The organism is Nocardia sp. NPDC050712 (assembly GCF_040654295.1).
Classification (GTDB): Bacteria; Actinomycetota; Actinomycetes; order Mycobacteriales; family Mycobacteriaceae; genus Nocardia.
This window is the reverse complement of the sequence record NZ_JBFAHT010000002.1, coordinates 440,854-466,435: the sequence shown is the minus strand read 5'-3', so window position 1 is coordinate 466,435 and position 25,582 is coordinate 440,854. Positions and strand designations below refer to the sequence as shown.

The window sequence follows — 25,582 nt, the reverse complement described above, 5'->3', positions numbered from 1 at the left end:
AGTGTCCTTTCGATCAGAGTTCGATTTCGATGTCCCCCTCGGCGGTATGCACGCAGATGCGGACCGCCTGCTCGGTGGGTTCGCTGACCTCGCCCGTGCGCAGGTCGCGGAGCCGCCCGGAGCGCAGCACGCCGACACAGGTGTGACAGATGCCGATCCGGCAGCCGTGCTGCAGTGTCAATCCGGCCGCTTCGCCGGCGGCGAGAATCGGTGTGCCGGGGTCACATTCGGCCTCGGTCTCGCTCGCGACAAACCGCACCAGCCCGCCCCCGCCGATGCCGCTGTCACCACCGATGACCGGCTGGAACCGCTCCATGTGGAGCTTGGCGGGATCGCCGTGGGTGTCCCAGTGTTCGGCGAAGGCGTCGAGCATGCCCTCCGGGCCCGAACAGAAGGCCTCCCGGTCGCGCCAGTCCGGGCAGAGCTCGTCCAGCGCGGCGGGGGTGATCCGGTCGTGTTCGCCGGTCAGGCGCAGTTCCAAGCGCAGGCCCGGATGGCGAGCGTCCAGGTCGCGCAGGGTGTCGGCGAACATCACCTGCTCGGCGGTGCGCGCCGAGTGCGCGACGAACACGTCACCGATCGCGCCGCGGTGATCGAGGCTGCGCAGCATGCTGGCGATCGGGGTGATGCCGCTGCCGGCGCTGACGAACAGCAGCTTCTCCGGGAGCGGATCGGGCAGGGTGAACATGCCCTCCACCTCGCCGAGCCGTACCACCTCGCCCTGTTGGATGCCCTGCACCAGATACGGTGACACCGCGCCGTTCTCGACGAGCTTCGGGGTGATGCTGACCAGCCCGTCGGGTGCGTCGGGATCGGAGGTCAGCGAGTAGGCGCGCCAGCGGTAGATCCCGTCGACGAGCACTCCGAGCCGTACGTATTGGCCGGGCTCGTGCCCGCCCCATTCGTAGCCGGGACGGATGTACACCGAGGCCGCCATCGAGCCTTCCGGCACCACCTTCTCCACCCGGCCGCGCAGCTCCTCGGTGGTCCACAGGGGGTTGATGAGTTCGAGGTAGTCGTCGGGCCGCAAGGGTGTGAACAGGTGCCGGACCGCTCGCAGCACCAGCCGCCGAATCGGCGACACCTTCGGTCGTGCACCACGTTCCGCCATGTCATTCGACAGTAAACGGTCGTGCACTGAAATGTGCGAAATCTACCGAAATTGGCTGAACAGGAATGTTTCGCGAGAATAGATCAGCAGTACAACTGTGCACTAGCGGATTCCGGCGTGAATAGGGCGATGATATTGCGCGTCGCCACCGAACTCGGGCCCTGGCCAGCAGTTTTGGAGAGTTCCCAATTTTCGGAGGCCTCAGTTGGTTGGCCGCACAGTCGAGATAGTGTGTCAGGCACGAAGGCAGCACGCCGATCGCCGTCGTACAGTTCGTATTTCGTTCGTGTCAGGAGTTACACCTGTGACCAGCTCGCCTGTCGTTCCCTGGGCGGTCGGTCCGTCCTCCGCCCTACCCGGGCCGCGGTTCCCGATGTACTCCGAGGAATTCGCCGCCGATCCACACGGCAGCTACCGCGAATTACGCCGCACCTATGGTGCTTTAGCGCCGGTGGAACTGGCGCCGGGCGTCCCGGCGACGCTCGTGATCGGCTATCACGAGGCCGTGCGGATCCTGAACGACCCCGAGCACTTCCCGGCCGATCCCCGGGCCTGGCAGGACACGATTCCCGACGACTGCCCGGTGAAGCCGATGATGATGTGGTACCCGAATGTGCTGCGCAACAGCGGTGTTACGCATCTGCGCTACCGGCAGGCCAACGTCAGCGCCATCGAGGGTGTCGACCTGCACGGCCTGCACGCCATCGTCGAACGCGATGCCATCCCGCTGATCAACACCTTCTGCGAGAGCGGCGCGGCGGACCTGGTCACGCAGTACGCCTTTCCCCTGGTCTTCGCCGGACTCAACCAAATGCTGGGCTGCCCCGCGGATATCGGGCAGCGCGTGGCCACCGGCATGGCCATGCTGTTCGATTCGGTCGACGACAACGCCGTGCGCGGCATGACCATGCTCAGCGCCGCCCTGATGGACCTGATCGCGCTGAAGCGGCGCGAACCCGGTGACGACATGGTGACCCGCCTGCTGCAGCACAGCGCCGGACTCGACGACACCGAGATGCTCTACAACATCATCAGCATCTACGGCGCGGGGATCGAACCGCAGCAGAACCTGATCATCAACACCCTGCGGCTGATCCTGACCGACGACCGGTTCGCCGGTGACGTGCTCGGCGGAAGTCTGTCCACCCGAGACGCTTTGGACGAGGTGCTGTTCAACGACCCGCCGATGGCCAACTTCGCCATCTCCTACCCGCGCCAGCCGATTCCGGTCGGCGACGTGTGGCTGCCCGCCAACCAGCCGGTCATGATCAGCTTCGCCGGGTGCAACAACGACCCCTCGATCAGCGGCGGCGAACGCATCGGCAACCGCTCGCATCTGGCATGGAGCATCGGACCGCACGCCTGCCCGGCCCGATCGGTCGCCTCGCTGGTGGCCCAGGAGGCCGTCGATCAGCTGCTGGATGCGCTGCCTGAGTTGCGATTGGCCGTGCGAGCAGATGAACTGTCTTGGCGCCCTGGGCCTTTCCATCGGGCGTTGGCAGCGCTGCCGGTGGTCTTCCCGGCGAGCCCGCCACTGAATGCGATGTAGGAGAACTTCTGTGAGCCTCGAGCCTCTTGCGCTGGACTTGACCGGCATCGACATTCAAGGCGAGAACGAGCGCATCCGTGCGCGCGGACCGGTGGCCTTGGTCGAACTCATGGGTGTACCCGCCTGGTCGGTGACCGACGCCGGCCTGCTCAAGCGCCTGCTCGCCGATCCCCGGGTGTCGAAAGACGCGGCCCAGCACTGGGGTTCGTTCATCAACGGCGAGATCACGCCGGAATGGCCGCTGTTCGCCTGGGTGGCGGTGGACAGCATGTTCACCGCCTACGGGGCCGACCACCGCCGACTACGCAAGCTGGTCTCCCCCGCCTTCACCCACCGCAGGACCGCGGCGCTGCGTCCGCGCGTCGAGGAGCTGGTGACCACGCTGCTCGACGACATCGCCAAGACGCCGGAGGGCGAAAGCGTCGACCTGCGTGAGAGTTTCGCCTACCCGGTGCCGATCCAGGTGATCTGCGAGCTGATGGGCGTGCCCGACGAGATGGAGCCCGCGTTGCGCACCTGCGTGGCCCGCTTCTTCGACACCGAGATCACCCCGGAGGCCGCGCAGGCCAACTACCTCGAAATGTTCGGCCTGGTAGGCGAACTCGTCGCCCTGCGCCGGGTGCAGCCGGGTGACGACATCACCAGCGTGCTGATCTCCACCCCCAGCGAGGACGGTGAGCTGCTGACCGAGAAGGAGCTGCTGGACACGCTGATGCTGGTCATCAACGCCGGCCACGAGACCACCGTCAATCTCCTCGACCAGGCCATCTTCAACCTGCTCACGCACCCCGAGCAGCTGGCCGCGGTCCGCGAGGGCCGGGCCACCTGGGAGGACGTCATCGAGGAAACCCTGCGTTTCGAGTCCCCGGTCGCGCACCTGCCGCTGCGCTACGCCATCGAGGACATCGAGATCGACGGCATCCGCATCGCCAAGGGCGAGGCCATCCTCGCCTCCTACGCCGCCGCGGGTCGTGACCCCGAAATCCACGGCGGCACCGCGTCCACCTTCGACATCACCCGAACCAAGAAGGACCACTTGGCTTTCGGTCACGGTGCGCACCACTGCATCGGCGCTCCCCTGGCTCGCCTGGAAGCCCGGATCGCCCTGCCCGCCCTGTTCGAGCGCTTCCCCGCCCTGCGCTTCGCGGTGGATCCGGCGGAGGTGCCGCCGGTGATCGGCTTCATTTCCAACGGTCACCAGGGACTTCCGGTGCACGTGCACCCGTAGCGGTCGGCGAGGAGCTACCCGCGGGTGCGCGATCGCACCCGCGGATACTCGGGGCTTATCGACAGGTAGTGGGCGCGGGCGCGCCGGCGAAGCGGTCGGACAGATAGTTCACGGCTGTGAATATTCCCAAAGCGCCCTCGGTGACGTGCTCGCCGATCGGATTCTCCGCCAGTCGCACCGGAACTCCGGCGGCGCAATACTTCTCAGCCAGTGCGCGGGCGGAGCCGATGGGCGCGAACTCGTCGCCGACGGCGTGATAGACCAGCACCGGAGCGGTCGGCGTGCCCGCGCGGAAGAGCGGGCTGGCCTGGCGGACGACCTTGCTCAACTCGGCGTTGTTCGTGAGTGAACCCGGCCAGGCCTCCAGCTCCGCGATGCTGAGGAAGGGGTGCGCGATAGCTGCGTCGAGCAAGCAATCCGCCTGGGCGGCAGCCAGCATCCCGCGGCCGGACTCATTGAGATACTGGAGCACATCGGCCTCGGGATAGGAGCGATTCAGGCCGGCCAGGCCGAGAACCGCCGCACCACCGGCGATTCCGCCGCTGAAGCCCGTCAGAGCAGACTCCAGATCCGCTGTAATTCCGCCCAGCGCCACACCGGCAAAGCGCAGTTCCGGCGCGTAGGAGTCATGCGCTTGCGCGGCGATCGCAGTCGCCTGCGCGCCACCGGAATACCCCCACAAACCGATCGGGGCGGCCGGATCGATAGCCGCCGGCGCGAACGCCTTGGCCGCGCGAATGCCATCCAGGACGCCGTGGACATAACCCTCGGCACCGAACAAATCGGAGTCGGGCCCCTGATAGTCCGGCACCACCACGGCCCACCCCTGCTGGAGCGCGAAGCGCACCTGCCCCGTCTCGGTGTACGCGTTACTGGTACCGCGACCGAGGCCGCCACGCAGCGCGTAGGAGGGCGCGCACTTCGAGCCGACACCGTCCTCGGCCATCTGATACGACACCAGCGGACGCGGGGCCGCCCCGGTCCATTCCTGCTGCGGCACAAGCACTGTGGCGACATAGCCGCGGGCCCGCCCGTGATTGTCGACCGTCTTGTACTGCACCTGCCAAGCCTGTGCCGCCAGCGGTTGCGTGAACGACTCGGCTTCGATCGGCCGAGACGCGAGCACCGAGCCGTTGGGCAGGTTTTCGATACCGGGCCGCTCCGCGTAGAACGAGTCCTGTTCCGGCAGCGGCACAGCTGTGGCCCCGCCCGCGCACAACGTCGTCATCGCTACAACCGCGGCGACCACCGTGGCCCGCAAAGTCGTTGTCCCCCTTGAACGCATCACAAACCTCTCCCCGAGAACCTGTTCTAGTTCCCCTTGCGCGGGAGTGTAATACAGCCCTGATGTTTCACGCGGCGGTCCGCGTCCAGCAATTCAGCAAGCCGTGGAATCGCGAACGCGACCAGCGGCCGCACCGGAATCAATCGGCATCGTGCGGAACCGACTGTCACTTCCGCGATGTCGGCGTGCTCCTCGAATTCACGACCGATCAAGGGGAAGTACCTCCCATTGTCGTCGGCGACGTCGAGCGTCTCGACCCATGCTCGCTCTCCGTCGAGGTCCTGCGGAAAGCGGCGAATTTTCAGGCGCGGGTCGGGCGTAAGGCTTTCGGCATAGTGCAGGAAAGTATTTCGATCGTGCCCCACCCCGGCGAGGAGGATGTGGCCGCCCAGGTCGTGCAGCCGACCGAACGGTGAAGCACGCCCGACCGCGAATCCGAGCGTTTGACGTCGAACGATCTCTGCCGCCCGAGCGCCGATCGCGGCAACGGATACCTGCGGATGCGCACTGCGCACACTGCCCGGCATGCGACGCAGCGATTCCGGAATAGCGCCCATGCCGGTGGACGGCAGGCCGGGATGGAAGGCTGGCACGGCCGCGCGACGAGCGATCACCGCCGCGTCGGGAATGCCGGGGCAATCGCGATCGGGGTCGGTGACCTGCGAGGTGAAGGCGGGAGCGACGAGCGTTCCGTCCGGGCCGAGGACGGACCGCAGACTTCCGATCACGGTGTCGGCTCCGCCGTCGACGCGGCCGAAGCTGGACAGCGACGAGTGCACGAGCACCGACATGCCCGCCCGGAGTCCGACCCGGCGCCATCCGTGCACGAGGTCGGTGTGGGTCAGCACATCGGGGCGTGGTTCCGTCGAAGGCGTCACGACTTCGCCAAGACTGCTCGAAGATACGCGAAGATCTCCGCCCTGGCAGCTTCGGCCTGAGGTTCCACGCCCGGCAAGGTGAGGAACGCGTGGCGTGCGCCTGGATACTCGGTGAGTCGCACCGGCGTGCCGGCCGCACGCAGCCGCTCGGCGTAGCGACGGCCGTGGTCGGCCACCGCGTCCCGGGTGGGCACGACCAAGAGTGCGGGAGCGAGCCCGCCGAGATCCGCGCAATACAGCGGCGAGAGCACCTGCGGATCGTGACCCTCCGGAATGGCCAGCCGCTGGAAGAACCGCAGTTGCGGCCGGGCCCGGCTCGGGCGGTACGCGTACTCGGCCATGGTGGGGTAATCGAACATCGTCGCCGTCACGTCGACCGCCGGATTGACCAGCACCTGCGCTCTGAGCTCCAGGCCGCGATCCCGGGCCCGGATCGCCGTCAGCGCGGTGATCAGCGCGCCACAGCTCTCGCCGAAGACGGCCGTGCGGGTGGCGTCGACGCCCCACTCCGCCGCGTTTCGCACCACGTGGTCGAGCACCTCCCACCCGTCGGCGGCCGCGTCCGCGAGTGAGGCGGGGCCGAGGAGGCGGTGCTCGACCGAGACGACGACGGCGGCCAGCCGGGCGGCGAGATGGCTGTTGGTCCAATCGCACTGGGCGGCCGTGCCGACGAATCCGCCGCCGTGCACATGGACCACGAGCGGCAAGGCGGCTTCCGCCCTCTCCGGGCGGTACACGCGGACCGGTAGGTCCCGGCCGGGCAGCCCTACCTGATGCCACGCGATCGTGGCGCCGGGATCCGGTGTTCCGAGCACCTGCCGCGCCGCGGCGGATGCCCGCCAACGGTTCTCCGCAGCACGGTAGGCCAGGAGTTCCTCGGTCGTGATCGCTGCGAAGTCTGGTTCCAACGGTCTTGTCGCGGTGGCGATCTCGTTCATTTTTTCTACCTCCAAAGGGGCGCGAACACTTCCGAACCCATTATGCACGCGGTGCGTGCAACAGCAAGTGCATAAGATATGCTGGACTCGAACGAGAGGAGCGAGATGACTGGCCGCAGGCGCTGGACGACCGATGAAATCTTGGATACGGCAGCGGAATTGCTGCGCACGAGCGACGCGGAGTCGTTCAGCGTGCGTAAGCTCGCCGCGGCGCTGGGCACCGACTCCTCCAGCCTGTACCGGCATTTCCGCAACAAGACCGAACTGCTCCGCGCGGTCGTGGACCGAGTCGTGCTGGCCGCCATGGAGGGCTACCACCCCGAGGGCAACTGGGAGCAGCGCATCACCGGTCTGGCCCTGCGGCTCCGGGAGGCATTCGCCGAGCAACCCCAACTGGCTACGGTGTGGGGCCGCTATGCCTCGAGCGGCACCGGATCGCGCCTGCTCATGGAAGAGCTCCTTCAGGCCCTGCGTATCTCCGGCCTGCCCGACGAGGAGATCCCGATGCGGTATCACCGCCTCGTGGTCCTGCTCGCCGCATTGATCTCCGCTGACGGCGGCATCGGCGCCACCGCCCCCGAAGAGTACGAGCAGGGAATGGAGCTCTTTCGTGTAGCGGTGCTGGGCGCCGATCCCGAGCGATTCCCCGCCCTATCCCACTTCGCTCGCGACATCCGCCCACTCGGAGCAGATCGGGGCGCCGCGTTCGAAGAGATACTTGCCGCCCAGCTCTCCTACCTTGCGACCCAGATCCCGTGAGCGATGTGGTGATTCGCTGCCAGGTTCGTCGCGGAAGCCCGTCCAACCGGGGCAGCCACCGATGAGTTCCGCTGCCGCGGGCGGTCATACTTTGCGACCGGTTCGAACTCAGACGGAGGTAACTGATGGTGATCGTCGCAGGGCATATCGTGGTGGACCCGCACCAGCGGGCGTCCTACCTGGCCGACTGTGTCGGCGTCGTCGAGCAAGCTCGTCGCGCGGCCGGTTGCCTCGACTTCTCGATCGCGGCCGACCTGGTCGATGCCGGCCGCATCGTCATCTTCGAGCGCTGGGAGTCGCGGGCGGCCGTCGAGGCCTTCCGCGGCAGTGGCCCTTCCGACGCGCAGAATGCCGAGATCCGCGCCGCGTCGGTGGCCGAGTACGACATCGCCGAGGTGCGTTCGCTGAGCTGAACCCGACGCCACTATCGGTGGACTCCGAGGCGCATCACCGGCTGGAGCCGCAAACGCCCCGGCCTCCGGCATATCGACCATCACGACGCGTATTCTTACCCTTCGTGCCGACTGGTGGGAGCAAACAGGTTCGCGCCGCGCGCAAGCGCAAGAAGCGGATGCTGGCCGTCAGCCACGACCTCACCGACGTCCAGTGGGAGGCGCTCAGGACGTCCTGGGGCGGGTGCGCCTACTGCGGCTCCCCCGGCACCGCGCTCCAGAAGGACTGCGTACAGGCCATTTCGCGGGGCGGCCGATACACCCTCGGCAACGTCGTACCCGCGTGCGCGTCCTGCAACGCCAGCAAGTGCAACGCCGAAGTGACCGGCTGGCTGCGGCGCAAGAAACTCGACGAACGCGCGTTCCTCGTGCGCCACTACGAGATCTCGGCCGAGCTCACTATCCGGTTCGCGGAGTGAGATAACCCGGCTCCGAACACCGAGTGCGACAACGGGCGGGGATCGGTCCTGGAACACGTTTCGGTGCACAGGGTTTCACCATGATCACCCGGCGGTATAGCTGAAGTATGGCGTTTTCGAAGTCTTGGACCTCGTTCGCGGCGGTGCTGGTGGCCGCTTTCGTGTTGTCCCTCATGACCGTTCGTCCGGCCGCGGCGCAACCCCGGCTGGTGGAGGACGTGCCGCTGGCCGACAACATCTCCCGGATCGATGTCTACTCCCCCGCGATGGATCGGGTGATCACCAATCGGGTGATCCACGCGGTCGACGGTCCCGCACCGACGCTGTACCTGCTCACCGGCATCGGCGGCGGTGAGGACGGCATTTCCTGGTGGGACAACACCGACGTGCGAGAGTTCTTCGCGGACAAGCACGTCAACGTGGTGATGCCGGTGGGCGGCAAATTCAGCCTGTACACCGATTGGGTGGCCGACGATCCCGCGATCGGCCGGAACCGCTGGGAGACCTACCTCACCCGGGAGCTGCCCGGCGTGCTCGACGCGCGCCTGGGCAGCACCGGGCGCAACGCGATCGCCGGGGTGTCGATGAGCGCGGCTTCGGCGGTGAATCTGGCGATTCAGTCGGGCACTCTGTACAGCGCGGTCGCGGCGTACAGCGGCTGCCCGTGGACCGCGGACGCACTCGGCACCGCGATGATCAACGCCCAGGTCGGGCGTGGCGGCGGCAACACGGCGAACATGTGGGGTGCGCCGGGTGACACGATCTGGCGGGCGCACGACGCCTTCGCCAACGCGGGGGCGCTGGCCGGGAAGACCATCTACCTGTCCGCGGCGACCGGCACACCGGGCGCTATCGACGAGGGCGGGTTGGCGCTCCCGCCCCTGGAGGCCATCGCGGGCTCCTGCACCGCGGCGTTCGCGGACCGGCTGACCCAGCTCGGACTGCCCGTCACCCACGTGAACCGCCCGGAGGGCGCGCACACCTGGGGGCAGTTCGAGACCGACCTGCACGACTCCTGGCCGCACCTGGCCCGCGCCATCGGCGCCTGACCCCGAAAACTCGAACGGCCCGAGATCATCTCGGGCCGTTGGTTTTTGGGAACTTCGATGCTGCTAGTCGACCGAGGCGGCCAGCCGATCCGCATACGGGGCAACGAATTTGCCCACGATGGGTAGCTCGGCGCGGACGCCACCGGTGTTGTTCGCCTGGACCATGGCCATGATCCAGACCACGACGGCCAGAATCACGACCGCGAATGCGGCGAGGCTGAAGATGATGCCCAGGGTGCCGAGCAGCGAGCCGAGGATGCCCAGGACGAAGTTGACCACCGAGACCGCGCCGAAGAAGACGATCGACTGCGCGGCATGGAATTTCACATCGGGATCGTTCTTCCCGACGAACAGGAAGATGATGCCGGTGAGCCACCCCAGCACGTAGGACAGGATCGCGCTGGTCTTCTTGTCCAGACCGGCGGACTGCGGCTGGTTCATGGGGTGTTGAGGAGATGTCATGAGGTAAGTAAATACCGTAGATGACACCTACCGATCCCAGGTTTGTGAACAACCAGTTTTATTCAGCGTTCCAACGGGCGAAGTCCGATCATTGCCCGGGCGCTGGCGTAGGTATAGCGCCCGTTTCCGTGGGCGGCGAGCCGGCCGGATCCGGTGAGGGCAGTGCGGTCGACGTTCACGGCCAGAAACGGAATGTCCCACGCGATAGCGCCGTTTCGCGGGTCGACCGCCCAGAGTCCGGTGCCGTCGGACAGGACAACGGTGTCCCCATCCCATGCCTGGATCGTGCCGAAGCGGTTGTCGTCGGCCCGCCACAGTCGGTGTCCGGTGCGCAGGTCGAGCCCGGATATCGTGTGCGCGTCCAGGTCTCGCAATAGCGCGAGGTCGCCGAGAATCGCTGCCGCGGTGCCGTTCGCGGAAACGGGATTGTCTGGGCTGGTCTGCGCGGGCACGGAAATCAGGTCGGGGCTGCGCCACATCAGACTGCCGGTGCGGCGGTTGTAGGCGCTGTCGCCGAGCAGGACGGGAATGGTTTCGTCGGTGGGGCGATCGATCGAAAGGCTCTGGGCGACTGCGCTATCCGTGGTGGCGATGGCGTGGCCCGTGCGGTCGAGCAGGGCACTGCCCGTGATCCTGTCACCGCCGCAACCGGATCGGGTGTGCACCACCAGCGTGCCGCTGGTCCCGGCGGCGTCGGAACAGCCGTCCAGGTCCGCACTCCAGGTCTGCTTCCCGTTGGCGAGGTCGAATCCGGCGATATCGGCGCCGAGGGTGAATATGCCCTGGCCGTGCGACACATCCAAGGCGTCGAAGGGCAGGTCTTCCCAGGAGGTGCCCATGCCGAACGCCTGGGACCAGTACGCATCCGGATCGGCCAGGGTTCCGGAATGAACACGCACGTCATCGGATTCGACGTCACCCTCGGCGACGTACAGGCGATCGTCGAGGGTCGCGAGGGCGAAGGGGTACCAATCGGTCGGCGTGCGCGTGAGCTGCCCGGTGGCGACATCGAAGGCGATCAGCGCTTTGTCGTGGCCGAAACACACGATCTGGCCGTCGACCGCGGTGGGTCCGCAACCACGCAGGTTCGGGGCGGGGGTCTGCCAGCGTCGCGCGCCGGTGCGGGCGTCGAAGCCGGTCAGCACAGGATCGCGCAGGTACATGTCGTCGTCCGGGACCCCGACAACGGTCACCAACGTGGCCCCGGCGTCGACGAATCCCGGTTCGCCGGTGTCGAATTCGGTGCCGGCCCGGGGGTCGCGGAATTCCGCGCCTGGCCCGTCCGTACGCGGCACCGACCGACCACGCGAGGCCCGGAGCGGCGTCCGCGGTGCCGGTGATCTTGCGCGTCCCGTCCGCGGGCTGGGAGAGGACCACCACCGCACCGGCGGTGGTGAGGACAGCCGCCGCGGCGGCCAGCACAAGGTTGCGCCGCCCGGACCGGCGGGTGACGGTGGCAGCACCATTGTCCATGTCCAGCATTGTGTATTGCCGCACCGACATGGACCCACCCGCCGGTGTGGAGAGCAAGGTCACCAGCCTCGAAGTTGCCCCGCCACGCCTGGATTTGCCATGGTGGAAGCCGGTCCCTCGATGGGACTCCGGACGAGGGAGCCGTACCCGGCACGCGACAAGACGGCCCTGGAGGTCCGTCATGTCATGGTTGATTCTGGTGCTGTCCGGTGCGTTCGAGGCGGTCTGGGCGACCGCGCTCGGCAAGTCCGAGGGATTCAGCCGGCCACTGCCGACCGTCATCTTCCTCGTTGCGTTGGTCATCAGCATGGCGGGTCTGGCTGTCGCGATGCGTGGGTTGCCGGTGGGTACCGCCTACGCGGTCTGGGTCGGAATCGGTGCGGTGCTGACGATCGCGTTCGCCATGGTGACCGGGTCGGAATCGGTTTCGGTGCTGAAGATCGCGTTTCTGGTGGGGATCGTGGGCTGCGTGATCGGGCTCAAAGTCCTGCACTAGGCCGCGTCGCCTGCTCGAGGTAATGCCGATCAAGACTATTGCGACGCAGGGACATCACCGTCCATGCGGCGGCTCCGGGTGATTTCACTCTCAGGGAACGTTCGCGGGAGGCATGGGAAAACTATGCTCGACGATGAAGATCCCAACGGAGGGAGCTCGAGGATGAGATCAGCATCCACGACGCCAGGGGCGACCGCACGGCCCGTGATGATATTCGATGGTGACTGTGCGTTCTGTACCTCCAGCGTCGATTTCATCCGCGCCCGCATCAGACCGGACATCGATTTCTCACCGTGGCAGCGACTCGACCTTGCCGCCCTGGGACTGACCGAACAGCAAGCCCAGACAGCCGTCCAGTGGATCGACGGTACCGATGGCCGAGCCTCTGGGGCGCGCGCCTTCGCGTTGCTTCTGCGGCGGGCTTCGCTGCCTTGGCGCGCAGTGGGCACGATCATGCTGGTCCCGCCGATCAACTGGCTTGCGGCTGCGCTCTACCGCCTCGTCGCTGATCACCGGCACCGCCTGCCCGGGGGCACACCCGCATGTGCGCTCCCCACCCCGAAGCACGATCCGGGGCGCACCGCGTAGGTTCGCGCAGTCGAGAGAGGTCCGTGATTCCGCTCAGTCGACCAGGGCGCCACAGGTCAGGTTGAGGATCGCGCCCGTCATGGCGCCTGCCCCCTCGGAAGCGGCGAAGACCGCCGCCTCCGATACCTCGGCAAGGCGGGGAAGACGCCCCAGGCGGGTGTCACGGATCAATGGCTGAAGGTGTTGGTCGTCTTCGAGCAGACCGGGGACGGTCTCCGGGGTGAAGTTGGGGCGGATGCACACGACCCGGACGCCTTGGCGGCCGACCTCGCCCGCGAGGCTGCGATTGAGGGCTTCGATTCCAGCGCAGGCGATGTTGAAACCTCCCATGCGGTGGCGGGATTCGCCGGCGGCCGAGGCGGAGAGCAGGACGATGACGCCGGAGCCCTGTGCGGTCATCCGGCGGGCCGCCGCTGTCGTGGTGATGAAGTGCGAACGCGCCGACTCCACGATCGGCGTCATGAAGTCTTCCAGCTTCAGATCCACGAGTGACACGTCTTGGACCGCGCTCATGCCCACAGCGTTGAAGGAAACGTCCAGACTGCCGGCCTGCTCGACGACACGACCGGCGTGCGCCTCCACGGCGTCCTGATCGAACACGTCGATCCGGGAGGCCGTAGCGCGGCCACCCAGATCCACGATCTCCGTGGCCACCGCCTCGAGCGTCGCCTGGGTCCGGCCGACCAGGTGCACGTAGGCGCCTTCGCGTGCGAACGCCCGCGCCACCGCGCCGCCCATCATTCCGGCCGCGCCGTACACCACCGCATTCTTACCGTTCAATCGCATATCAGAATTGACGGTCCGCGGCCCCGCAATTCATCGCAACAGCGCTCGATTCCAGTGCGTGCTCTCGATAACGCGCCGCGGTCACGTGGGTATGACGATGGGGCAGGACATGTTGCCTACCGCGCAAGCGAACGCCTCGATGAGGTTCTGCGCCAACTCGGCGGAACCGGTACCGAGCGAACTACTCCCCGTACCGGCAGGTTCCGCGGCGGCCGTGCCGGCCGCAGTGACAATTCCGGTGGCGACGGCAATAGCGGCGACACTGCTGCGCAGTGTTCGATTCTGGAAGTTCATGGCCGAATCGTATAGTCGGGCAGATGATTTCGGCTGCCCCCGAATGCAGGGGCGCGGCAATTCAGCCGTGGGCCAATTCCTCGGCCATGCGGGCGGTGATGGTGGCCAGGACGCGGGCCGCGGTGGCCAGGTCTTCAGCGGGCACCGTGCCGTAGGCGGCGTCCACGATCGCGCCGGACTCGGCACGAACCTTGCTCACCACGGCCTTGCCTTCGGCGGTGGACTCGAGTCGGCCGTGGGGTGTGTTCGCCAGTAAGCCCTTGTCCAGTAGTGCGTTCAGGGCGGCTTCGACGTCGGCGGAGGTCCACTGGGTCAATCCGGCGATCCGGTTGATATGCGCACCCCGCTCGACCGGCTCGCCAGTGGCCTGATTCAGCACGATCCACTGCTTCTCATCCAGAGTGGTACCGGTCAGCGCGCGGGATAGCACTGCGGTGTGGTGCTTTTCGGCTTGGCCGATGATCGAGGGAGTCAAAGTGGCAGGGGCCGATTGGGTCGCGGTGGTACTGCTTCGCGCCTCGGCGGTTGTTCCGCCGCAACCGGTAAGCAATGCCGCGCCGATTGCCGAGACCGCGATCCAGGCAACGGTAGTTCTGCTGTTCATTTCGTGAAGCCTCTTCTGTGGATGAACGAACCCCGCGGCGGTGCTCGCGAATTCGATTCAGGCCCTGGTCAATTCCTGGGCCATACGGGCAGTGATGATGGCCAGGACGCGGGCCGCGGTGGCCAAATCCTCGGCGGGGACCGCGCCGTAGGCGGCGTTCACGATCGCGCCGGACTCGGCACGAACCTTGCCCACCACGGCCTTGCCTTCGGTGGTGGGCTCGAGCAGGCCCTGAGGTGTGGCGGTCAATAGAGCACTGGCCAGCAGTGCGTTCACGGCGGCCTCGACCTCGGCGCGGGCCCACTGGGTCATTGCGGCGATCCGGTTGATGTGAGCAACCCGCTCGACCGGCTCGCCACCGGCTTGATTCAGCACGATCCACTGCTTCTCATCCAGGGTCGTGCCGGCGAGCGCGCGGGCCAGGACCGCGGTGTGGTGCTTCTCGGCCTGGCCGATGATCGAGGGATTCAGGGTGGTCGGGGCGGCGCTCATTTGCGATCTCCTTGTTCCGGCGAGGTGTAGTGACGTGCTCCATTTTGACACTGAGTACCAGAAGTGCACAAGTATCAATTTGAACTTAGTTTCTTTCGTGCCTGAGGTTCTTCGAGCGCTAGGATCTCGGCATGCCTTCAGACGACCGCGCCCTGCCGCTGCGGGAGCGCAAACGGCTCCGCACCCGCCGCGCCTTGGCCGACGCCGCCCTGGCGTTGTTCACCGAGAAGGGTTTCGCCGCAACCACTGTGGAGGAACTGGTCGAGGCGGCAGAGGTCTCGCGCAGCACGTTCTTCCGGGCATTCCCCACCAAGGAGGCCGTGGCCGTCGAGGCCGAGACCGAGCTCTGGACCGGCTATCTCCAAGCCCTCGCCGTGCGCGAACTCGCCGGGCCGACCCTCACCGCGTTACGCGACGTCCTCACCGACGCGGCCACCGCGCTTCCCGACGACTGGGACGAGCGCTACATCGCCACCCGCGGCCTCATCCTGACCGCCCCCAGCCTGCTCGGCTACATCGAGTACGCCCGGTCAGGGGTGGAAACCGAAGTGACAGCACATCTTTCATCGAGACTCGCGCTTTCCCCCGGCGATCTGCGCCCCCGCATCCTCGCCGAACTGACCACCACGGCCTGGAGCATCGCCGGGCGCGGCTGGGTCGCCGCCGACGGCGCCGGCGGCCGATCCGCGCTTCTCACCCGCCTGCACGAGGCCTTCGCCGCCATCCCCGACGCCTTGTGCACGGAAGCACCACCGACCCGTTGATTTTCCAGTTCTACACAGGCGCGAAGATGGTCAGCCGCGAGCCCGTCGCCCGTCGCGTGCCTCGGTGACGATCTGCGCGATCCGATCCGCACGGGTGGTGTCTCGCGCGGCGCTGACGATCCACCACAGCATCTGCTTGCGCGCGCTGGGCGGGAATCCGTCCCAGTTGGCGCGAGCCGGCGGGTCCAGGTCGAGGGCTGCCGCCAGTTCGGGCGGCTCCTGCAGGTCTTCGACTTGGTCGGCGATGGTCCACCAGCCGTTGGACTTCGCCGCCGCGATGGCGCGGCGGCCCGCGTCGGTCATCAGGCCTCGGTCCGCCATGTCCGCGGCGCGTCGGCGGTTGAGCCGGGTCCACGCGCTCTTGCTTCGACGTGGCGTGTACAGCTGCAGGCCGCGCTCGTCGTCGAGGATGGTGTTGGTGGAATCGATCCACCCGAAGCAGATGGCTTCCTCGACGGCGTCGGGGTACGGGCAACGTGGGCGTTCGGTTCCGGAGCGCCAGGAGCACAACCACACCCCGCGCGCGGACGTGTGGTTCTGCTCGAGCCAGGTCCGCCACTGCGGGCGGGTCTCGGCGTGGAAGATCGGGTAGTCGAACTTCCCGGTGGCGGCATGGGCGGATGCCGATCGCGGCGCGGTCATGTGCCGAACGTACGTGCTCAGGGTCTCGCATGTCGCGGCGAGCCTGTCCGCGGTGTTTCTTCGCTCGCGCCACGCGCGGCGCCGGGGTAACAACGGCAACCCGTTAGCCGATGGAACAATGAATTCGAAGCCATCTCATGCCATCGCCCCTTGCCGCAATAGCAGTTGAAAGGCTGAAATGCCCCATCACAAACTTGCCAAAATCTCTCTCGCCGCCGGCGCGGTAGTAGCCGCCCTCATCGCCACCAGCGCCCCCGCCGCGGCCTCGAACTACATCCCCGTCGAGTTGCCCATGACCACCACGGGCGCCTACGGCCCGGGCTGCTCCGGCGACGTCTGGGCAGTAGGCAACGTCTATCCGGACGGCGATGTCCCCGGCACCGTAGACCTCCAGCTCAAAGGCTGGCTGAAGGTCTTCGGCGTCCCCGCCCCGTGGTGCGGCCTGGCGCCCACAGTCCAATGGCGCAACCTCGACACCGGCGCCACCGGCCAGGCCTCCACCGCTCTCGGCGCCTGGCAACCCTTCTTCTGGTCCGCCCCCGTCGTAGGTAACCTCCGCCTCGTAACCGGCCCTGGCCAAGTCGAATTCACCCTCACCACCGACCTCCCCCACACCCCGAGCGTCACCAACTTCCGGGTGTACTGATAAATACCTCGACACCGGTCGCGGTGATCGAGGATGCTCCCGGCGATGACCAGAATCGACGACACTCCGCCCGCGTGGGACGAACGCACCAAATGCGAGGGCGTCTCCGCCGGGAACGCCCGCAAGGCACTCCTCGCTGGAACAGCCTGGACAGCAAGGCCGAGCGCACCATCCGCAACGGCGTCCGCGTCGACCTGCGCTGGATTCTGCTGCACCTCACCGAGGAAACGGCCCGGCACAACGGCCACCTGGACATCCTGCGCGAGTTGCTCGACGGCGCTACCGGCAAATGAATCCCGCCCGTCGCTTAGGTGGGGCGTCGGAAACGTTGCGGGAGTTGTCCTTCGAGCACAAGCGTCTGTCCTACGACGCGCTTGGGATTCCGGCGAAGGAGTTGGCGCGGTTTCGAGAAGGCTGGTCTTCGACTGCCCTCGCGCCGCGCGGGTCGGTTGCTCTCATCCGACCCGCGCGGCGCGGTTCTCTGCGCTACACCTCGAGGGGGACGTGTTCAGCCCGCGCTACCAGTAGATGGGCGCGCCCGGCGCAGTTCGCAGGCCGCCCGGTCGGCGTCAGGCCGGTCCGGACCGGAACGGGCGCAGCCCTGCCAGGTGTAGCCCTGCGCGTTGTAACCCTGTCGGTCATAGCCCCACCGGTCGTAACCCCAGCGGTCGAAACCCCAGCGGTCGTAGCCCCAGACATCGAAGCCGTCGGGGCCGTAGGGATCTTCCGGCTCAACAGGTTTCGGAAATGACGGGGTCTTCACGGGCGGTTCGATCGTTACCGGCGGAACAGTGGTGCGGGTCGGCGGAGTCGTGGTCACCGGCGGCGCGGTAGTCACCGGCGGCGCAGTGGTCACAGGTGTGGTGGTAGCCGGGTTCTGATCAGGGCTCGCGAATGCCGGTATGACAAGCGCGGCCGGAGCAAGTGCCACCGTCCCGGCGACCGCGGCCAGCAAGACCGACCGCCGAACCGGGCGCGAACTTCTCCTCCACTGCGACATGATTGACCTCCAACTCGAGACGAGTGCGCCCTCCGCACCCGAGTCCGTATCGGTCAAATGTCCATTTTTGCTACACAGCAGCTACTTTCGTGTGGAAACGATGAACGTAGGCCGCCAACTATCCGGCTGTCGTGGGACCTGAGATCCTCCGACACCCGGTAGCCGTCTCGCCGCCGCGATCCCGTTGCGCACCGATTGCCGTGTCGTCGACCGGTGACTGGTCGATCCTGCGATGATCGACCGGCCCGGTGCCGTCGATAACCCCCAGCTACCACCGGACGCCGCGAAGCTTTGTCAGCATAGGAATGGCTCCACGATCACGAGGAGACGGCAAGCATGCAGCAGCACAACGGTGGACCAGGATCCGGCCCGAGCAGGGCGGTCCGACTCGAATCATTCGGCGGTCCGGAGGTTTTGACCGTCCAGGACGTGCCCGAACCGCAGGCGGGCGACGGGCAGATCCGGGTTCGAGTCACAGCGGCCGGCTTGAACCCCATGGACTGGGTCATGACCGCCGACGCCGCGACCGCGGCCAGGTTCGGCCTGAGCCTGCCGGCCGGATTCGGGACCGACTACGCGGGGGTCGTCGACCAGGTCGGTGCGGGCGCGAACGGCTACACGGTCGGCGACCGGGTGTTCGGGGCCGCCTTGTCCCGGGCTGTCGCCGATTTCGTCGTCGTCGACACGGATGGAAACATCGCGAGCGGCGTCGCCCATCACACTCCGGACGGCGTCGATGATCGCACCGCCGCCACGCTCTCGATCGCGGGCAGTACCGCGGCCGCCGCGCTCGATGTCCTCGACCTCGGTCCGCAGGACACGGTGCTGGTCGGTGGTGCGGGCGGTGGGGTCGGCGTCTTCGCCGTCCAATTGGCTCGCATCGCGGGCGCCCGAGTCATCGGGACCGGCTCGCCGTCCACAGCGGAGTATCTGCGCAGCCTCGGCGTCGAACCGGTCGCGTACGGCGACGGGCTGACCACCAGGATCCGTGACCTCGATGTGGGCCCGGTCACCGCGGCACTGGACCTGCACGGAACAGACACGGTGCATGCCGCCCGTGAGCTGGGAGTTCCGGACAGTCGCATCTGCACTATCGCGACCGTGATCGAAGGCATCCCGGCAGCCAACGGGGCCAACGCCGCACCTGACGCGCTCGAACACATCGCGCGACTGGTCGCGTCCGACCGTCTGCGCGTACCCATCGCCGCGACCTTTCCCGTCGAAGACATCCGCGCGGCAGTCGAGCTCCAGGCGGGCCGACACGTGCGCGGCAAGGTCGTGATCGTCCTTTGACCGTGACAATGGATGCGGCCGATAGAGCGGGGTGCGGGACCGACTGCTCTGGCGCAGCACATCGTACGGAAATCGGCATTTGCGGGCGTGACGGGCGAGAGTCGCTGGGTCCGTTGTTTTTCCGCAGGTCGGCCGTATCGAGTTGCCGCTGATCACTCGGACCAGATATCGGCTGCGGCCACCTATTCGTCAGACTCTGCTATCTCGTGACCGGCGCGGCGCAGCAGGCTCCCACGCGGCCCCTCCGGCGTTCGCGATGACCACGACCTCGGAATATGGGAGGCCGATAGTCGCGGCGACGGCTGTCGAGCCATCATGGAGTGTGGAGCTGTAGTCATCCGCGGCCAGCGTCGCTGCCAACAACTGAATCGAAGTTGTCGGTAATCAGTAAAGGCCACACCGAATCAAAGGCGACCTCTGCCAGTTCGACAGCAAGGGAGTTCGCCGGTAATCACCGAATATCGCTCGAGGCATCGCAGACGTGTCCACCACTTCGAATTTCCGGCATCTAGCCGGAGGAAGGAGTCACATGAGCCGTATCACGGTGCTCGCTGTCGGCGGTACGGGCGAGTCCTATCCCGGTGACACCCGGACCGATGTGTCCGGGATGCTGGCCGCCGTCACCGACCACCTGGACGACCGGTTCGCGACCCGCTGGATCCCCTACCCCGCCTCCTACGGTCCCGTGCCGAAGCTGGACGGCGTCGCCTTCCGCCATTCCGTCGAAGCCGGAGTGCGCGCACTGGCCGCCGCGGTCGAGGATGCCGACGGGCCGATCATTCTTCTCGGCTACAGCCAAGGCTGCACCGTCGTGCGCGAGCTACTCGCCGATACCGCGATCACCGCCCGCGATCACGTTCTCGGGACGGGGCTGGTCGCCGACCCGCAGATGCCGCACGGTCTCGCGGTGGGAAAGCCGCACCTGGCCGGCTCCGGCGTCGCCGGCCCGGGCGGTGACGTGGCGGTGCCCACCTGGTGGATCGCCAACGACCACGACCCCATCTGCAACGCCTCGCCCGACTCCCTGCTGCGGGACCTCGCGGACCTCACCGAATTCATGTCCGGTGACGGTATCCGCTGGGGCACAGCGGTTATGGATCGCCTGCGCCACCGTTCCCGGCAAAATGCCTGGGGCGCAAGCGAACCGGGGAACCCGGCCGCGGTCCAGCGGGCGAAACGCCGAGTCGACACCGCCATCCAGGAGGCGCGCGCCTACCTGCCGTTCCACCCGCGCCTGAACGCGACCGGCGGCCAGCACACCTCGTACTCGACAGTGCCCTACAACGGCGACGGGGAGACCGGATGCGAGCTGCTGGCCCGGAAGATCACGGAGCAGTTCGGCGACTGAGCGGTGCTTCGCTACTACCCACCGGCGCTGCCGGCCAACGTCGCCCCGGACCCCCTCAGCGATGCAGCACGGCGTCGCGCAGGGCGCGCGCCGCGTTGTCCTGCCCTTGTTTCATCAGGCCCTCGATCGCCCGTTCCAGCGGATCCGCGGTGGATTTCGGCCCAGCCTTCAGGATCGCGACGCCGAGCAGGCGTTGATCGGCGAAACCGGTGACCCCGCGTTCGCCGACGCTGCGCACCTTCACCGGAGGCAACCGCACCGCAGTCGGTTTCGCAGCCGCGATCAGCATGTACCCGCCCGTCGAGAAGCCATCCAGGGTGCCCAGTGACCACTCCTCCAGCCGCCCCTGACTCGTCATCTTGACGCCGTAACCGGTCTGCACGCCCGCCTCCTCCTCGGTCGGCTTGTCCGCGCGCTCCGGACCGGCGAGCAGACCACCGAAGGTTTCGTAGATCATGATGTTCAGCGCCTGCGTCGGATCGGTGCCGCGGGTGAACACCACGAACTTGCTCTGCTCGAGGGTGGCGAGCCGGGTGTCCTGTTCCTTCTGGATGCGGCCCAGCCAGGTCGCACGCCGGCCGTTCTCTTTGTCCGCCAAGAACTTCTCACACTCGATGGCGTCGACTTCCCTTTTCAGCACCCGTGCCTTGGTCTGGCGAAGTCCTTCTGCGGAAAGGTCTCTGTGCTGTCGGATTTGGTGGGATCCGTAAGAACGAGCATGGCGTACTCCAGTACCGATTCGTCAAGGGATACAACCATTTTGCGCCTGAATCCCAACGGATGCAGGCACTTTGGACCCCGATGACACCGCGTGCGTATGGACCGATAGGTCCGTTTGCCGGAGGACGGTGTTATCGTCTCGGCAGGTGCCCGTTAGAGGATCTTGACCGTTTACGGGACACGAATCGATACCGACAGCGGCGCTGAATTGCCAGCCCAATGTTCGGAGAGAACGTGTTTATCGCCTTCGTTACGGTCAGCATCCTCGGCGTGCTCTTCAACGGCGCCGCCGCCGTCACGTATCTGATCGGCCACGAATACCCCAAAACCCAAGCGGACATGAAGGGTATCCCCCGCAAGTACGTGCCCGTGCTCGGCACCTTGCTGGCCGCGGGCGCCGTCGGCCTGCTTGCCGGGCTGGCCGTGCCGATACTCGGAACGCTGGCCGCCACCGGCCTGGTGCTGTACTTCATCGGCGCGATCGCCGCGCACCTGCGGGTCGGCTCTCGCGACATAGTCGGCGGAATCGCCTTTCTGGTCACCGCGGTAGCTGCCCTCGTGTTAGGCGTGATCTATCACGGCGCCTGGTGACATGACGCCGAGTGCGGCTGTCGGCCACCTCTTCTGATCTTCGGTCGGCGCATGCCCTCACCTACGCCAGCACCGCACGCTTCGCATTGGACGAGGCAGAGATCAGCGTGCTGCTCGATCGTGCCCGCGAACTCAACGCCGCCGCCCGATCGTGGTGGACCACGGCCCGATCGTTGCGCGCGGCTACGAGGGCTGGTCGATGAAGTTCGCCCGCATGCAGCCCGCGGCGCTGGCACCGATCCTGGCCGAATCCACCGCGACCGAGACGATAAATCCGCTCGCCGATACACGCACCGCCCAGCAGGTACTCGCCGCCGTCCAGGCTTGATCGACCCTGATTTGTTCCTCGCTGCCGCCCCCTGGATCGGCCTCCTGTGCCCATACTGGTTCAGTGCACACGCCTGTACCGTCGCCCTCCGGCGAGCAACCGCCGTCGCAGCGCGAGGCCCAGATGAGCCCGAACAACACGGGGAAGTTCCGATTCTGGTTCGCCGAAGAGCGGTGGGAATGGTCAGACCAGATCCTCAGCCTCTACGGGTACGCACCGGGCGCGATCGAACCGAGCACCGAACTGCTGCTCTCGCATAAGCATCCCGACGACCGGGATACCGTCGCCACGACCCTGGCCGCCGCGGTCACCGACGGTGAACCGTTCAGCTCGCGTCACCGCATCATCGATGCCGCGGGCGCCACCCGCGATGTCATCGTCGTCGGGGACCGTCTCCACGACGACACCGGCACCATGGTCGGCACCACCGGCTACTTCGTCGACCTCACCGAACTCCTCGAGCAGCACCGGCAGCACACCCTCGAACAGCACCTACCCGCCATCGTCGACGCGCGCGCACCCATCGAGCAAGCCAAAGGCACGCTGATGCTCACCTATGGAATCGATGCCGAACAAGCTTTCGCCGTCCTGCGGTGGCGTTCCCAGGAAACCAACATCAAATTGCGTGAGTTCGCCGCTCGACTCCTGGACGCGCTCACCGCCCTGGGCAGCAGCCCGGTCGGCCAACGCACCCAATTCGATCACCTTCTGCTCACCGTGCACGAGGACCCACCGACCTCGGACTGACATTTCGTTCGGGACGCCATACCTGTTGGCCTTCAGCTATTTCCGGAACCCCGACCTGCGGTGAAAGAATCTTTTCGACTGCGGCGATGAGTTTTCCGAACCACCCCCGTCCTTACTGACGAACACGCCACCAACCCGGCGCGACCAACCCAGAAGGAACACCCCATGGCCACCATCACCGCCACCCCCACCAGCACCGGCAAGATCCGCAACCGCGTCCTGTGGACCCTGCAGATCGTGCTCGGCCTGTTCTTCCTCATCGCCTCCGGCGGCCCGAAACTCCTCATCCCCCACACCCTGATGGAAAACAACACCACCGCCTTCTCCATCCCCTTGGCGCTGCTGATCTTCATCGGCCTCGCCGAGGTCGCCGGCGGCATCGGACTCATGGTGCCCCGACTGACCGCCGCCGCCGCGACCGGCCTGGCGATCCTCACCTTCCTCGCCGCCGGCTACAACGCCTTCCTGGCCGGAAGCCCGGAACTGGCCCCGTTCGCGCTGGTGCTCACCGCGATCTTCGCCTGGATCGCCTACGAACGCCGGGCCACGCTCACCGACCTGCGCACGCTGATCCAGCGATGACCCACGCATAACACCCGGCTACCGGCGGCACCCCAGCCGCCGGTAGCCGCGTTGTGCGTTACAGGGGGCGGTCCGGTCGGGTTGGTCGGACTGCCCCCATCGGAGTCGCGGGGCGGGCGTCATGGGGTCGGGCCGCCCACCCCGCGACCCTCCGACAGTGGTTGTTTCGCGCGCGGAGGTGTTGAACCGCCGCCGATCTCATGACGTAAGAGCGCATTGCCCCGGTCGGGTATCTACCCGAGAACTCGGGTGAGCAGTGCGGCAAGATGATCTCGCTCGGTGGACGACAGCCCGGTGAGCAGGTCGCTTTGGACACTAGAGAGTGCTGAGTCCAGCTTCTCGAGCCGGCGACGACCCGAGCGGGTCAACGTGATCAGATTCCGGCGTCGATCGCCGGGGTCCGGGGCGCGGGCGACGTGTCCCTGCTCGATCAATTCCTTGACCATGGCGTGCATATCGCTCTGGTCGATTCCGCACCGTTGGCCGATCCGAACCTGGCTGCCCGGGCCGAATTCGTCGAGTGCGGCCAGGATCGCGAAGTGGTAGGCGCGGCCGTCGACCGCGGTCATCGCTTCGGCGATGAGCCGGTGCGCCTGCACCGCGGTCTTACTGATCAGCCACGTCGGTTTGCTGCGCAGGCGGGTGGGCGTTTCCTCCAGCTCCATGGACCAAAGGATAACCAAACCCTTGGACTCCCCCACGAATATGGATATCCTTGGTTCGACCAAGTTTGGCTGGTCCAAGATATTTGAAGGTGGAGCGATGTCACTCACTTCGGAGCAGGCGCGGGCCGTCAGTGCCCGCGTACGGGAACACGCCACCACGCTCGGTGCGCGAGTCACAGTCGCGATCGTCGATTGCGGTGGGCACGTGCTGGTGGTCGATCGCATGGACGGCGCGCCGCCGCTGTCGGCGCGCATCGCCCCGGCGAAAGCGTCGAGCGTGGCACTGTTCCAGCGTGACGGCGGTGAGCTGGTGCGCATGCAGCAGGCATGGCCCGCACTGTTCGCGCAGATGGATCAGCTCGCCGGCACACCCATCGTCGCGGGTGCGGGTTCTCGACTGATGCGGCGCGACGATGTCGTTATCGGTGCGATCGCTGTCAGTGGCGGAATCCCGGAACAAGACGACGCATGCGCGGAGATCGGGCTCGCTTCGCTGCTGCCCGGTGCGTCGGCGTAGCGAGGTCCGACCCGGGGTCTCCCCGGGTCGGGTAGATGTACCTCGTGCTCAGGAGAAGGCGGCGGCGTGGACGGCGGCCCACTGGGCGAAGGTGCGCGGCGGGCGGCCGAGGATCTCCCGCACCGTCGGGCGGACGATGGATTCATCGATGGCACCGTTGACGTAGAAGTCGAAGAAGGCATCGACGTATTCGGCGGGAGTGGTTTCGAGCAGCTCGATGCGGGCCTCGTCGTCGGTGAGCCCCTGGCAGGTGAGCGAACGACCGAGGACCACAGCGAGAACCGCGACCTGATCGGCCGGTGTCAGCGCCTCCGGCCCGGTGGGCCAGAGGATCTCGCCGTGATGGCTGTTCGCTCGCAGTACGGCCGCGGCCACGTCACCCAGGTCTCGCGGGTCCAAGACGGCGGTGCGCACCTGCGGGAACGGCGCGCGAACAACGTCGCCCGCGCGTAGTTGCGGCAGCCAGCGCAGCGCGTTGGCGGCGAAAGCGCTGGGCCGCAGAATGGTCGCCGCCGCACCGCATTCCGTGGCCTCCAGTTCCGAAGCCATCATGTAACGCGTAACTGCGTTCGTGGCATCGCCGGTAGCGGCGGAAACACCGGAGAGTTGCACGATGTGCTCGACGCCGGACTTCGCGGCCGCCTGCGCCACACCCGGATAGCCGGGCAGCAGAAACAGCGCGCGCACGCCGTCGAAGTCCAGCGACTCGGGAGCGCCGAGATCACCTGCGACGAGTTCCGCACCCTGCGGCGCAGTCGCACGCCGGGGATCGCGCACCAGCCCCCGCACCGATTCGCCGCTCTCGGCCAGCGCCCGCACCACTTCCGCACCGACATTGCCGGTCGCCCCTGTCACCAGAATCATTGGACCGATCCT

General features: G+C 66.8%; 33 protein-coding genes and 1 riboswitch. Of the genes, 18 read left to right on the top strand and 15 right to left on the bottom strand.

Annotated elements, in window-relative coordinates; translation table 11 throughout:
- Positions 1–13 precede the first annotated feature (13 nt).
- Positions 14–1,111 carry a ferredoxin reductase gene (locus AB0H76_RS12550; protein ID WP_357321683.1) on the bottom strand — a complete coding sequence of 366 codons (1,098 nt, stop codon included), beginning with the start codon at positions 1,109–1,111 and terminating at the stop codon, positions 14–16.
- A gap of 373 nt (positions 1,112–1,484) precedes the next feature.
- Here AB0H76_RS12550 and AB0H76_RS12545 point away from each other — a divergent pair, with 373 nt between their 5' ends.
- Together AB0H76_RS12545 and AB0H76_RS12540 are read left to right on the top strand one after the other, a co-directional pair.
- Positions 1,485–2,660 carry a cytochrome P450 gene (locus AB0H76_RS12545; RefSeq protein WP_357326135.1) on the top strand — a complete coding sequence of 392 codons (1,176 nt, stop codon included), beginning with the start codon at positions 1,485–1,487 and terminating at the stop codon, positions 2,658–2,660.
- A 10-nt stretch (positions 2,661–2,670) separates the two neighbouring features.
- Positions 2,671–3,888, top strand: coding sequence for a cytochrome P450 (locus AB0H76_RS12540; RefSeq protein WP_357321681.1), 1,218 nt, complete (start codon positions 2,671–2,673; stop codon positions 3,886–3,888).
- 55 nt (positions 3,889–3,943) lie between these two features.
- On the opposite strand, the gene AB0H76_RS12535 is transcribed toward AB0H76_RS12540, so the two are convergent.
- The 3 genes from AB0H76_RS12535 to AB0H76_RS12525 form a co-directional block, all read right to left on the bottom strand.
- Positions 3,944–5,116, bottom strand: a complete 1,173-nt coding sequence (locus AB0H76_RS12535; protein WP_357321678.1) for a lipase family protein — start codon at positions 5,114–5,116, stop codon at positions 3,944–3,946.
- Between the two features lie 83 nt (positions 5,117–5,199).
- Positions 5,200–5,964: an AAC(3) family N-acetyltransferase gene (locus AB0H76_RS12530; protein ID WP_357321676.1), complete on the bottom strand. Its 765-nt coding sequence runs from the start codon at positions 5,962–5,964 to the stop codon at positions 5,200–5,202.
- Positions 5,965–6,047: 83 nt separating this feature from the next.
- Positions 6,048–6,989, bottom strand: a complete 942-nt coding sequence (locus AB0H76_RS12525) for an alpha/beta hydrolase (RefSeq protein ID WP_357321673.1) — start codon at positions 6,987–6,989, stop codon at positions 6,048–6,050.
- A 105-nt stretch (positions 6,990–7,094) separates the two neighbouring features.
- Between AB0H76_RS12525 and AB0H76_RS12520 the strand changes: the two genes are divergently transcribed.
- The 4 genes from AB0H76_RS12520 (at position 7,095) to AB0H76_RS12505 (ending at position 9,668) form a co-directional block, all read left to right on the top strand.
- The gene (locus tag AB0H76_RS12520) at positions 7,095–7,748 is read left to right on the top strand and encodes a helix-turn-helix domain-containing protein (protein ID WP_357321671.1); all 654 of its coding nucleotides are present in this window, start codon (positions 7,095–7,097) and stop codon (positions 7,746–7,748) included.
- 125 nt (positions 7,749–7,873) lie between these two features.
- Positions 7,874–8,161: an antibiotic biosynthesis monooxygenase gene (locus AB0H76_RS12515; RefSeq protein ID WP_357321668.1), complete on the top strand. Its 288-nt coding sequence runs from the start codon at positions 7,874–7,876 to the stop codon at positions 8,159–8,161.
- Positions 8,162–8,265: 104 nt separating this feature from the next.
- The gene (locus AB0H76_RS12510) at positions 8,266–8,619 is read left to right on the top strand and encodes an HNH endonuclease signature motif containing protein (RefSeq protein ID WP_357321665.1); all 354 of its coding nucleotides are present in this window, start codon (positions 8,266–8,268) and stop codon (positions 8,617–8,619) included.
- A gap of 107 nt (positions 8,620–8,726) precedes the next feature.
- Positions 8,727–9,668: an alpha/beta hydrolase family protein gene (locus AB0H76_RS12505; RefSeq protein WP_357321662.1), complete on the top strand. Its 942-nt coding sequence runs from the start codon at positions 8,727–8,729 to the stop codon at positions 9,666–9,668.
- Positions 9,669–9,731: 63 nt separating this feature from the next.
- Here AB0H76_RS12505 and AB0H76_RS12500 read toward each other — a convergent pair whose 3' ends face one another.
- Positions 9,732–10,130, bottom strand: a complete 399-nt coding sequence (locus AB0H76_RS12500) for a DUF4870 domain-containing protein (protein WP_357321659.1) — start codon at positions 10,128–10,130, stop codon at positions 9,732–9,734.
- A gap of 62 nt (positions 10,131–10,192) precedes the next feature.
- Positions 10,193–11,425, bottom strand: coding sequence for a PQQ-binding-like beta-propeller repeat protein (locus tag AB0H76_RS12495; RefSeq protein WP_357321656.1), 1,233 nt, complete (start codon positions 11,423–11,425; stop codon positions 10,193–10,195).
- Positions 11,426–11,711: 286 nt separating this feature from the next.
- Positions 11,712–11,775, top strand: a riboswitch (guanidine-III (ykkC-III) riboswitch).
- Between the two features lie 9 nt (positions 11,776–11,784).
- Between AB0H76_RS12495 and AB0H76_RS12490 the strand changes: the two genes are divergently transcribed.
- Positions 11,785–12,099 (top strand): multidrug efflux SMR transporter, encoded by a 315-nt coding sequence (locus tag AB0H76_RS12490; RefSeq protein WP_357321653.1) that lies wholly within the window; start codon positions 11,785–11,787, stop codon positions 12,097–12,099.
- 207 nt (positions 12,100–12,306) lie between these two features.
- Positions 12,307–12,687, top strand: a complete 381-nt coding sequence (locus tag AB0H76_RS12485) for a DUF393 domain-containing protein (RefSeq protein WP_357326132.1) — start codon at positions 12,307–12,309, stop codon at positions 12,685–12,687.
- A 33-nt stretch (positions 12,688–12,720) separates the two neighbouring features.
- On the opposite strand, the gene AB0H76_RS12480 is transcribed toward AB0H76_RS12485, so the two are convergent.
- The 4 genes from AB0H76_RS12480 to AB0H76_RS12465 form a co-directional block, all read right to left on the bottom strand.
- Positions 12,721–13,446, bottom strand: coding sequence for an SDR family oxidoreductase (locus tag AB0H76_RS12480; protein ID WP_357321650.1), 726 nt, complete (start codon positions 13,444–13,446; stop codon positions 12,721–12,723).
- Between the two features lie 108 nt (positions 13,447–13,554).
- Entirely contained in the window at positions 13,555–13,767 is a 213-nt protein-coding gene (locus AB0H76_RS12475; RefSeq protein ID WP_357321647.1) for a hypothetical protein, read from the bottom strand.
- A 61-nt stretch (positions 13,768–13,828) separates the two neighbouring features.
- On the bottom strand, positions 13,829–14,371 hold the full coding sequence (locus AB0H76_RS12470; RefSeq protein WP_357321645.1) for a hypothetical protein: 543 nt from the start codon (positions 14,369–14,371) through the stop codon (positions 13,829–13,831).
- A 57-nt stretch (positions 14,372–14,428) separates the two neighbouring features.
- Positions 14,429–14,863 (bottom strand): hypothetical protein, encoded by a 435-nt coding sequence (locus AB0H76_RS12465; protein WP_357321642.1) that lies wholly within the window; start codon positions 14,861–14,863, stop codon positions 14,429–14,431.
- Between the two features lie 131 nt (positions 14,864–14,994).
- Between AB0H76_RS12465 and AB0H76_RS12460 the strand changes: the two genes are divergently transcribed.
- Positions 14,995–15,627 (top strand): TetR family transcriptional regulator, encoded by a 633-nt coding sequence (locus AB0H76_RS12460; protein ID WP_357321639.1) that lies wholly within the window; start codon positions 14,995–14,997, stop codon positions 15,625–15,627.
- A gap of 30 nt (positions 15,628–15,657) precedes the next feature.
- Here AB0H76_RS12460 and AB0H76_RS12455 read toward each other — a convergent pair whose 3' ends face one another.
- On the bottom strand, positions 15,658–16,269 hold the full coding sequence (locus AB0H76_RS12455; protein WP_357321638.1) for a YdeI/OmpD-associated family protein: 612 nt from the start codon (positions 16,267–16,269) through the stop codon (positions 15,658–15,660).
- A gap of 178 nt (positions 16,270–16,447) precedes the next feature.
- Here AB0H76_RS12455 and AB0H76_RS12450 point away from each other — a divergent pair, with 178 nt between their 5' ends.
- Both AB0H76_RS12450 and AB0H76_RS12445 read left to right on the top strand, forming a co-directional pair.
- Positions 16,448–16,915 (top strand): hypothetical protein, encoded by a 468-nt coding sequence (locus tag AB0H76_RS12450; RefSeq protein ID WP_357321635.1) that lies wholly within the window; start codon positions 16,448–16,450, stop codon positions 16,913–16,915.
- A gap of 92 nt (positions 16,916–17,007) precedes the next feature.
- A complete protein-coding gene (locus AB0H76_RS12445; RefSeq protein ID WP_357321634.1) occupies positions 17,008–17,208 on the top strand; it encodes a DUF664 domain-containing protein in 201 nt (66 codons plus the stop codon).
- A 215-nt stretch (positions 17,209–17,423) separates the two neighbouring features.
- On the opposite strand, the gene AB0H76_RS12440 is transcribed toward AB0H76_RS12445, so the two are convergent.
- Complete coding sequence (locus AB0H76_RS12440; protein ID WP_357321631.1) at positions 17,424–17,771, bottom strand: hypothetical protein; 348 nt, start codon at positions 17,769–17,771, stop codon at positions 17,424–17,426.
- 480 nt (positions 17,772–18,251) lie between these two features.
- On the opposite strand from AB0H76_RS12440, the gene AB0H76_RS12435 reads away from it, so the two are divergent.
- Both AB0H76_RS12435 and AB0H76_RS12430 read left to right on the top strand, forming a co-directional pair.
- Complete coding sequence (locus AB0H76_RS12435) at positions 18,252–19,208, top strand: NADP-dependent oxidoreductase (RefSeq protein ID WP_357321628.1); 957 nt, start codon at positions 18,252–18,254, stop codon at positions 19,206–19,208.
- Positions 19,209–19,737: 529 nt separating this feature from the next.
- A complete protein-coding gene (locus AB0H76_RS12430) occupies positions 19,738–20,556 on the top strand; it encodes a PE-PPE domain-containing protein (protein ID WP_357321625.1) in 819 nt (272 codons plus the stop codon).
- 55 nt (positions 20,557–20,611) lie between these two features.
- On the opposite strand, the gene AB0H76_RS12425 is transcribed toward AB0H76_RS12430, so the two are convergent.
- Entirely contained in the window at positions 20,612–21,196 is a 585-nt protein-coding gene (locus AB0H76_RS12425) for a hypothetical protein (RefSeq protein WP_357321623.1), read from the bottom strand.
- Between the two features lie 314 nt (positions 21,197–21,510).
- Here AB0H76_RS12425 and AB0H76_RS12420 point away from each other — a divergent pair, with 314 nt between their 5' ends.
- The 4 genes from AB0H76_RS12420 to AB0H76_RS12405 all read left to right on the top strand — a co-directional run bounded on the left by AB0H76_RS12420 (position 21,511) and on the right by AB0H76_RS12405 (position 23,524).
- The gene (locus AB0H76_RS12420; RefSeq protein WP_357321620.1) at positions 21,511–21,867 is read left to right on the top strand and encodes a DoxX family protein; all 357 of its coding nucleotides are present in this window, start codon (positions 21,511–21,513) and stop codon (positions 21,865–21,867) included.
- A gap of 151 nt (positions 21,868–22,018) precedes the next feature.
- A complete protein-coding gene (locus AB0H76_RS12415; protein WP_357321618.1) occupies positions 22,019–22,195 on the top strand; it encodes a hypothetical protein in 177 nt (58 codons plus the stop codon).
- A 63-nt stretch (positions 22,196–22,258) separates the two neighbouring features.
- Positions 22,259–22,942: a PAS and ANTAR domain-containing protein gene (locus AB0H76_RS12410; protein ID WP_357321616.1), complete on the top strand. Its 684-nt coding sequence runs from the start codon at positions 22,259–22,261 to the stop codon at positions 22,940–22,942.
- Positions 22,943–23,107: 165 nt separating this feature from the next.
- A complete protein-coding gene (locus tag AB0H76_RS12405) occupies positions 23,108–23,524 on the top strand; it encodes a DoxX family protein (RefSeq protein WP_357321614.1) in 417 nt (138 codons plus the stop codon).
- Between the two features lie 233 nt (positions 23,525–23,757).
- Here AB0H76_RS12405 and AB0H76_RS12400 read toward each other — a convergent pair whose 3' ends face one another.
- Positions 23,758–24,189: a MarR family winged helix-turn-helix transcriptional regulator gene (locus tag AB0H76_RS12400; protein ID WP_357321611.1), complete on the bottom strand. Its 432-nt coding sequence runs from the start codon at positions 24,187–24,189 to the stop codon at positions 23,758–23,760.
- Between the two features lie 22 nt (positions 24,190–24,211).
- Here AB0H76_RS12400 and AB0H76_RS12395 point away from each other — a divergent pair, with 22 nt between their 5' ends.
- Positions 24,212–24,706, top strand: a complete 495-nt coding sequence (locus AB0H76_RS12395) for a heme-binding protein (protein ID WP_357321608.1) — start codon at positions 24,212–24,214, stop codon at positions 24,704–24,706.
- 48 nt (positions 24,707–24,754) lie between these two features.
- Here AB0H76_RS12395 and AB0H76_RS12390 read toward each other — a convergent pair whose 3' ends face one another.
- Positions 24,755–25,570, bottom strand: a complete 816-nt coding sequence (locus AB0H76_RS12390) for an NmrA family NAD(P)-binding protein (RefSeq protein ID WP_357321605.1) — start codon at positions 25,568–25,570, stop codon at positions 24,755–24,757.
- Positions 25,571–25,582: the final 12 nt, after the last annotated feature.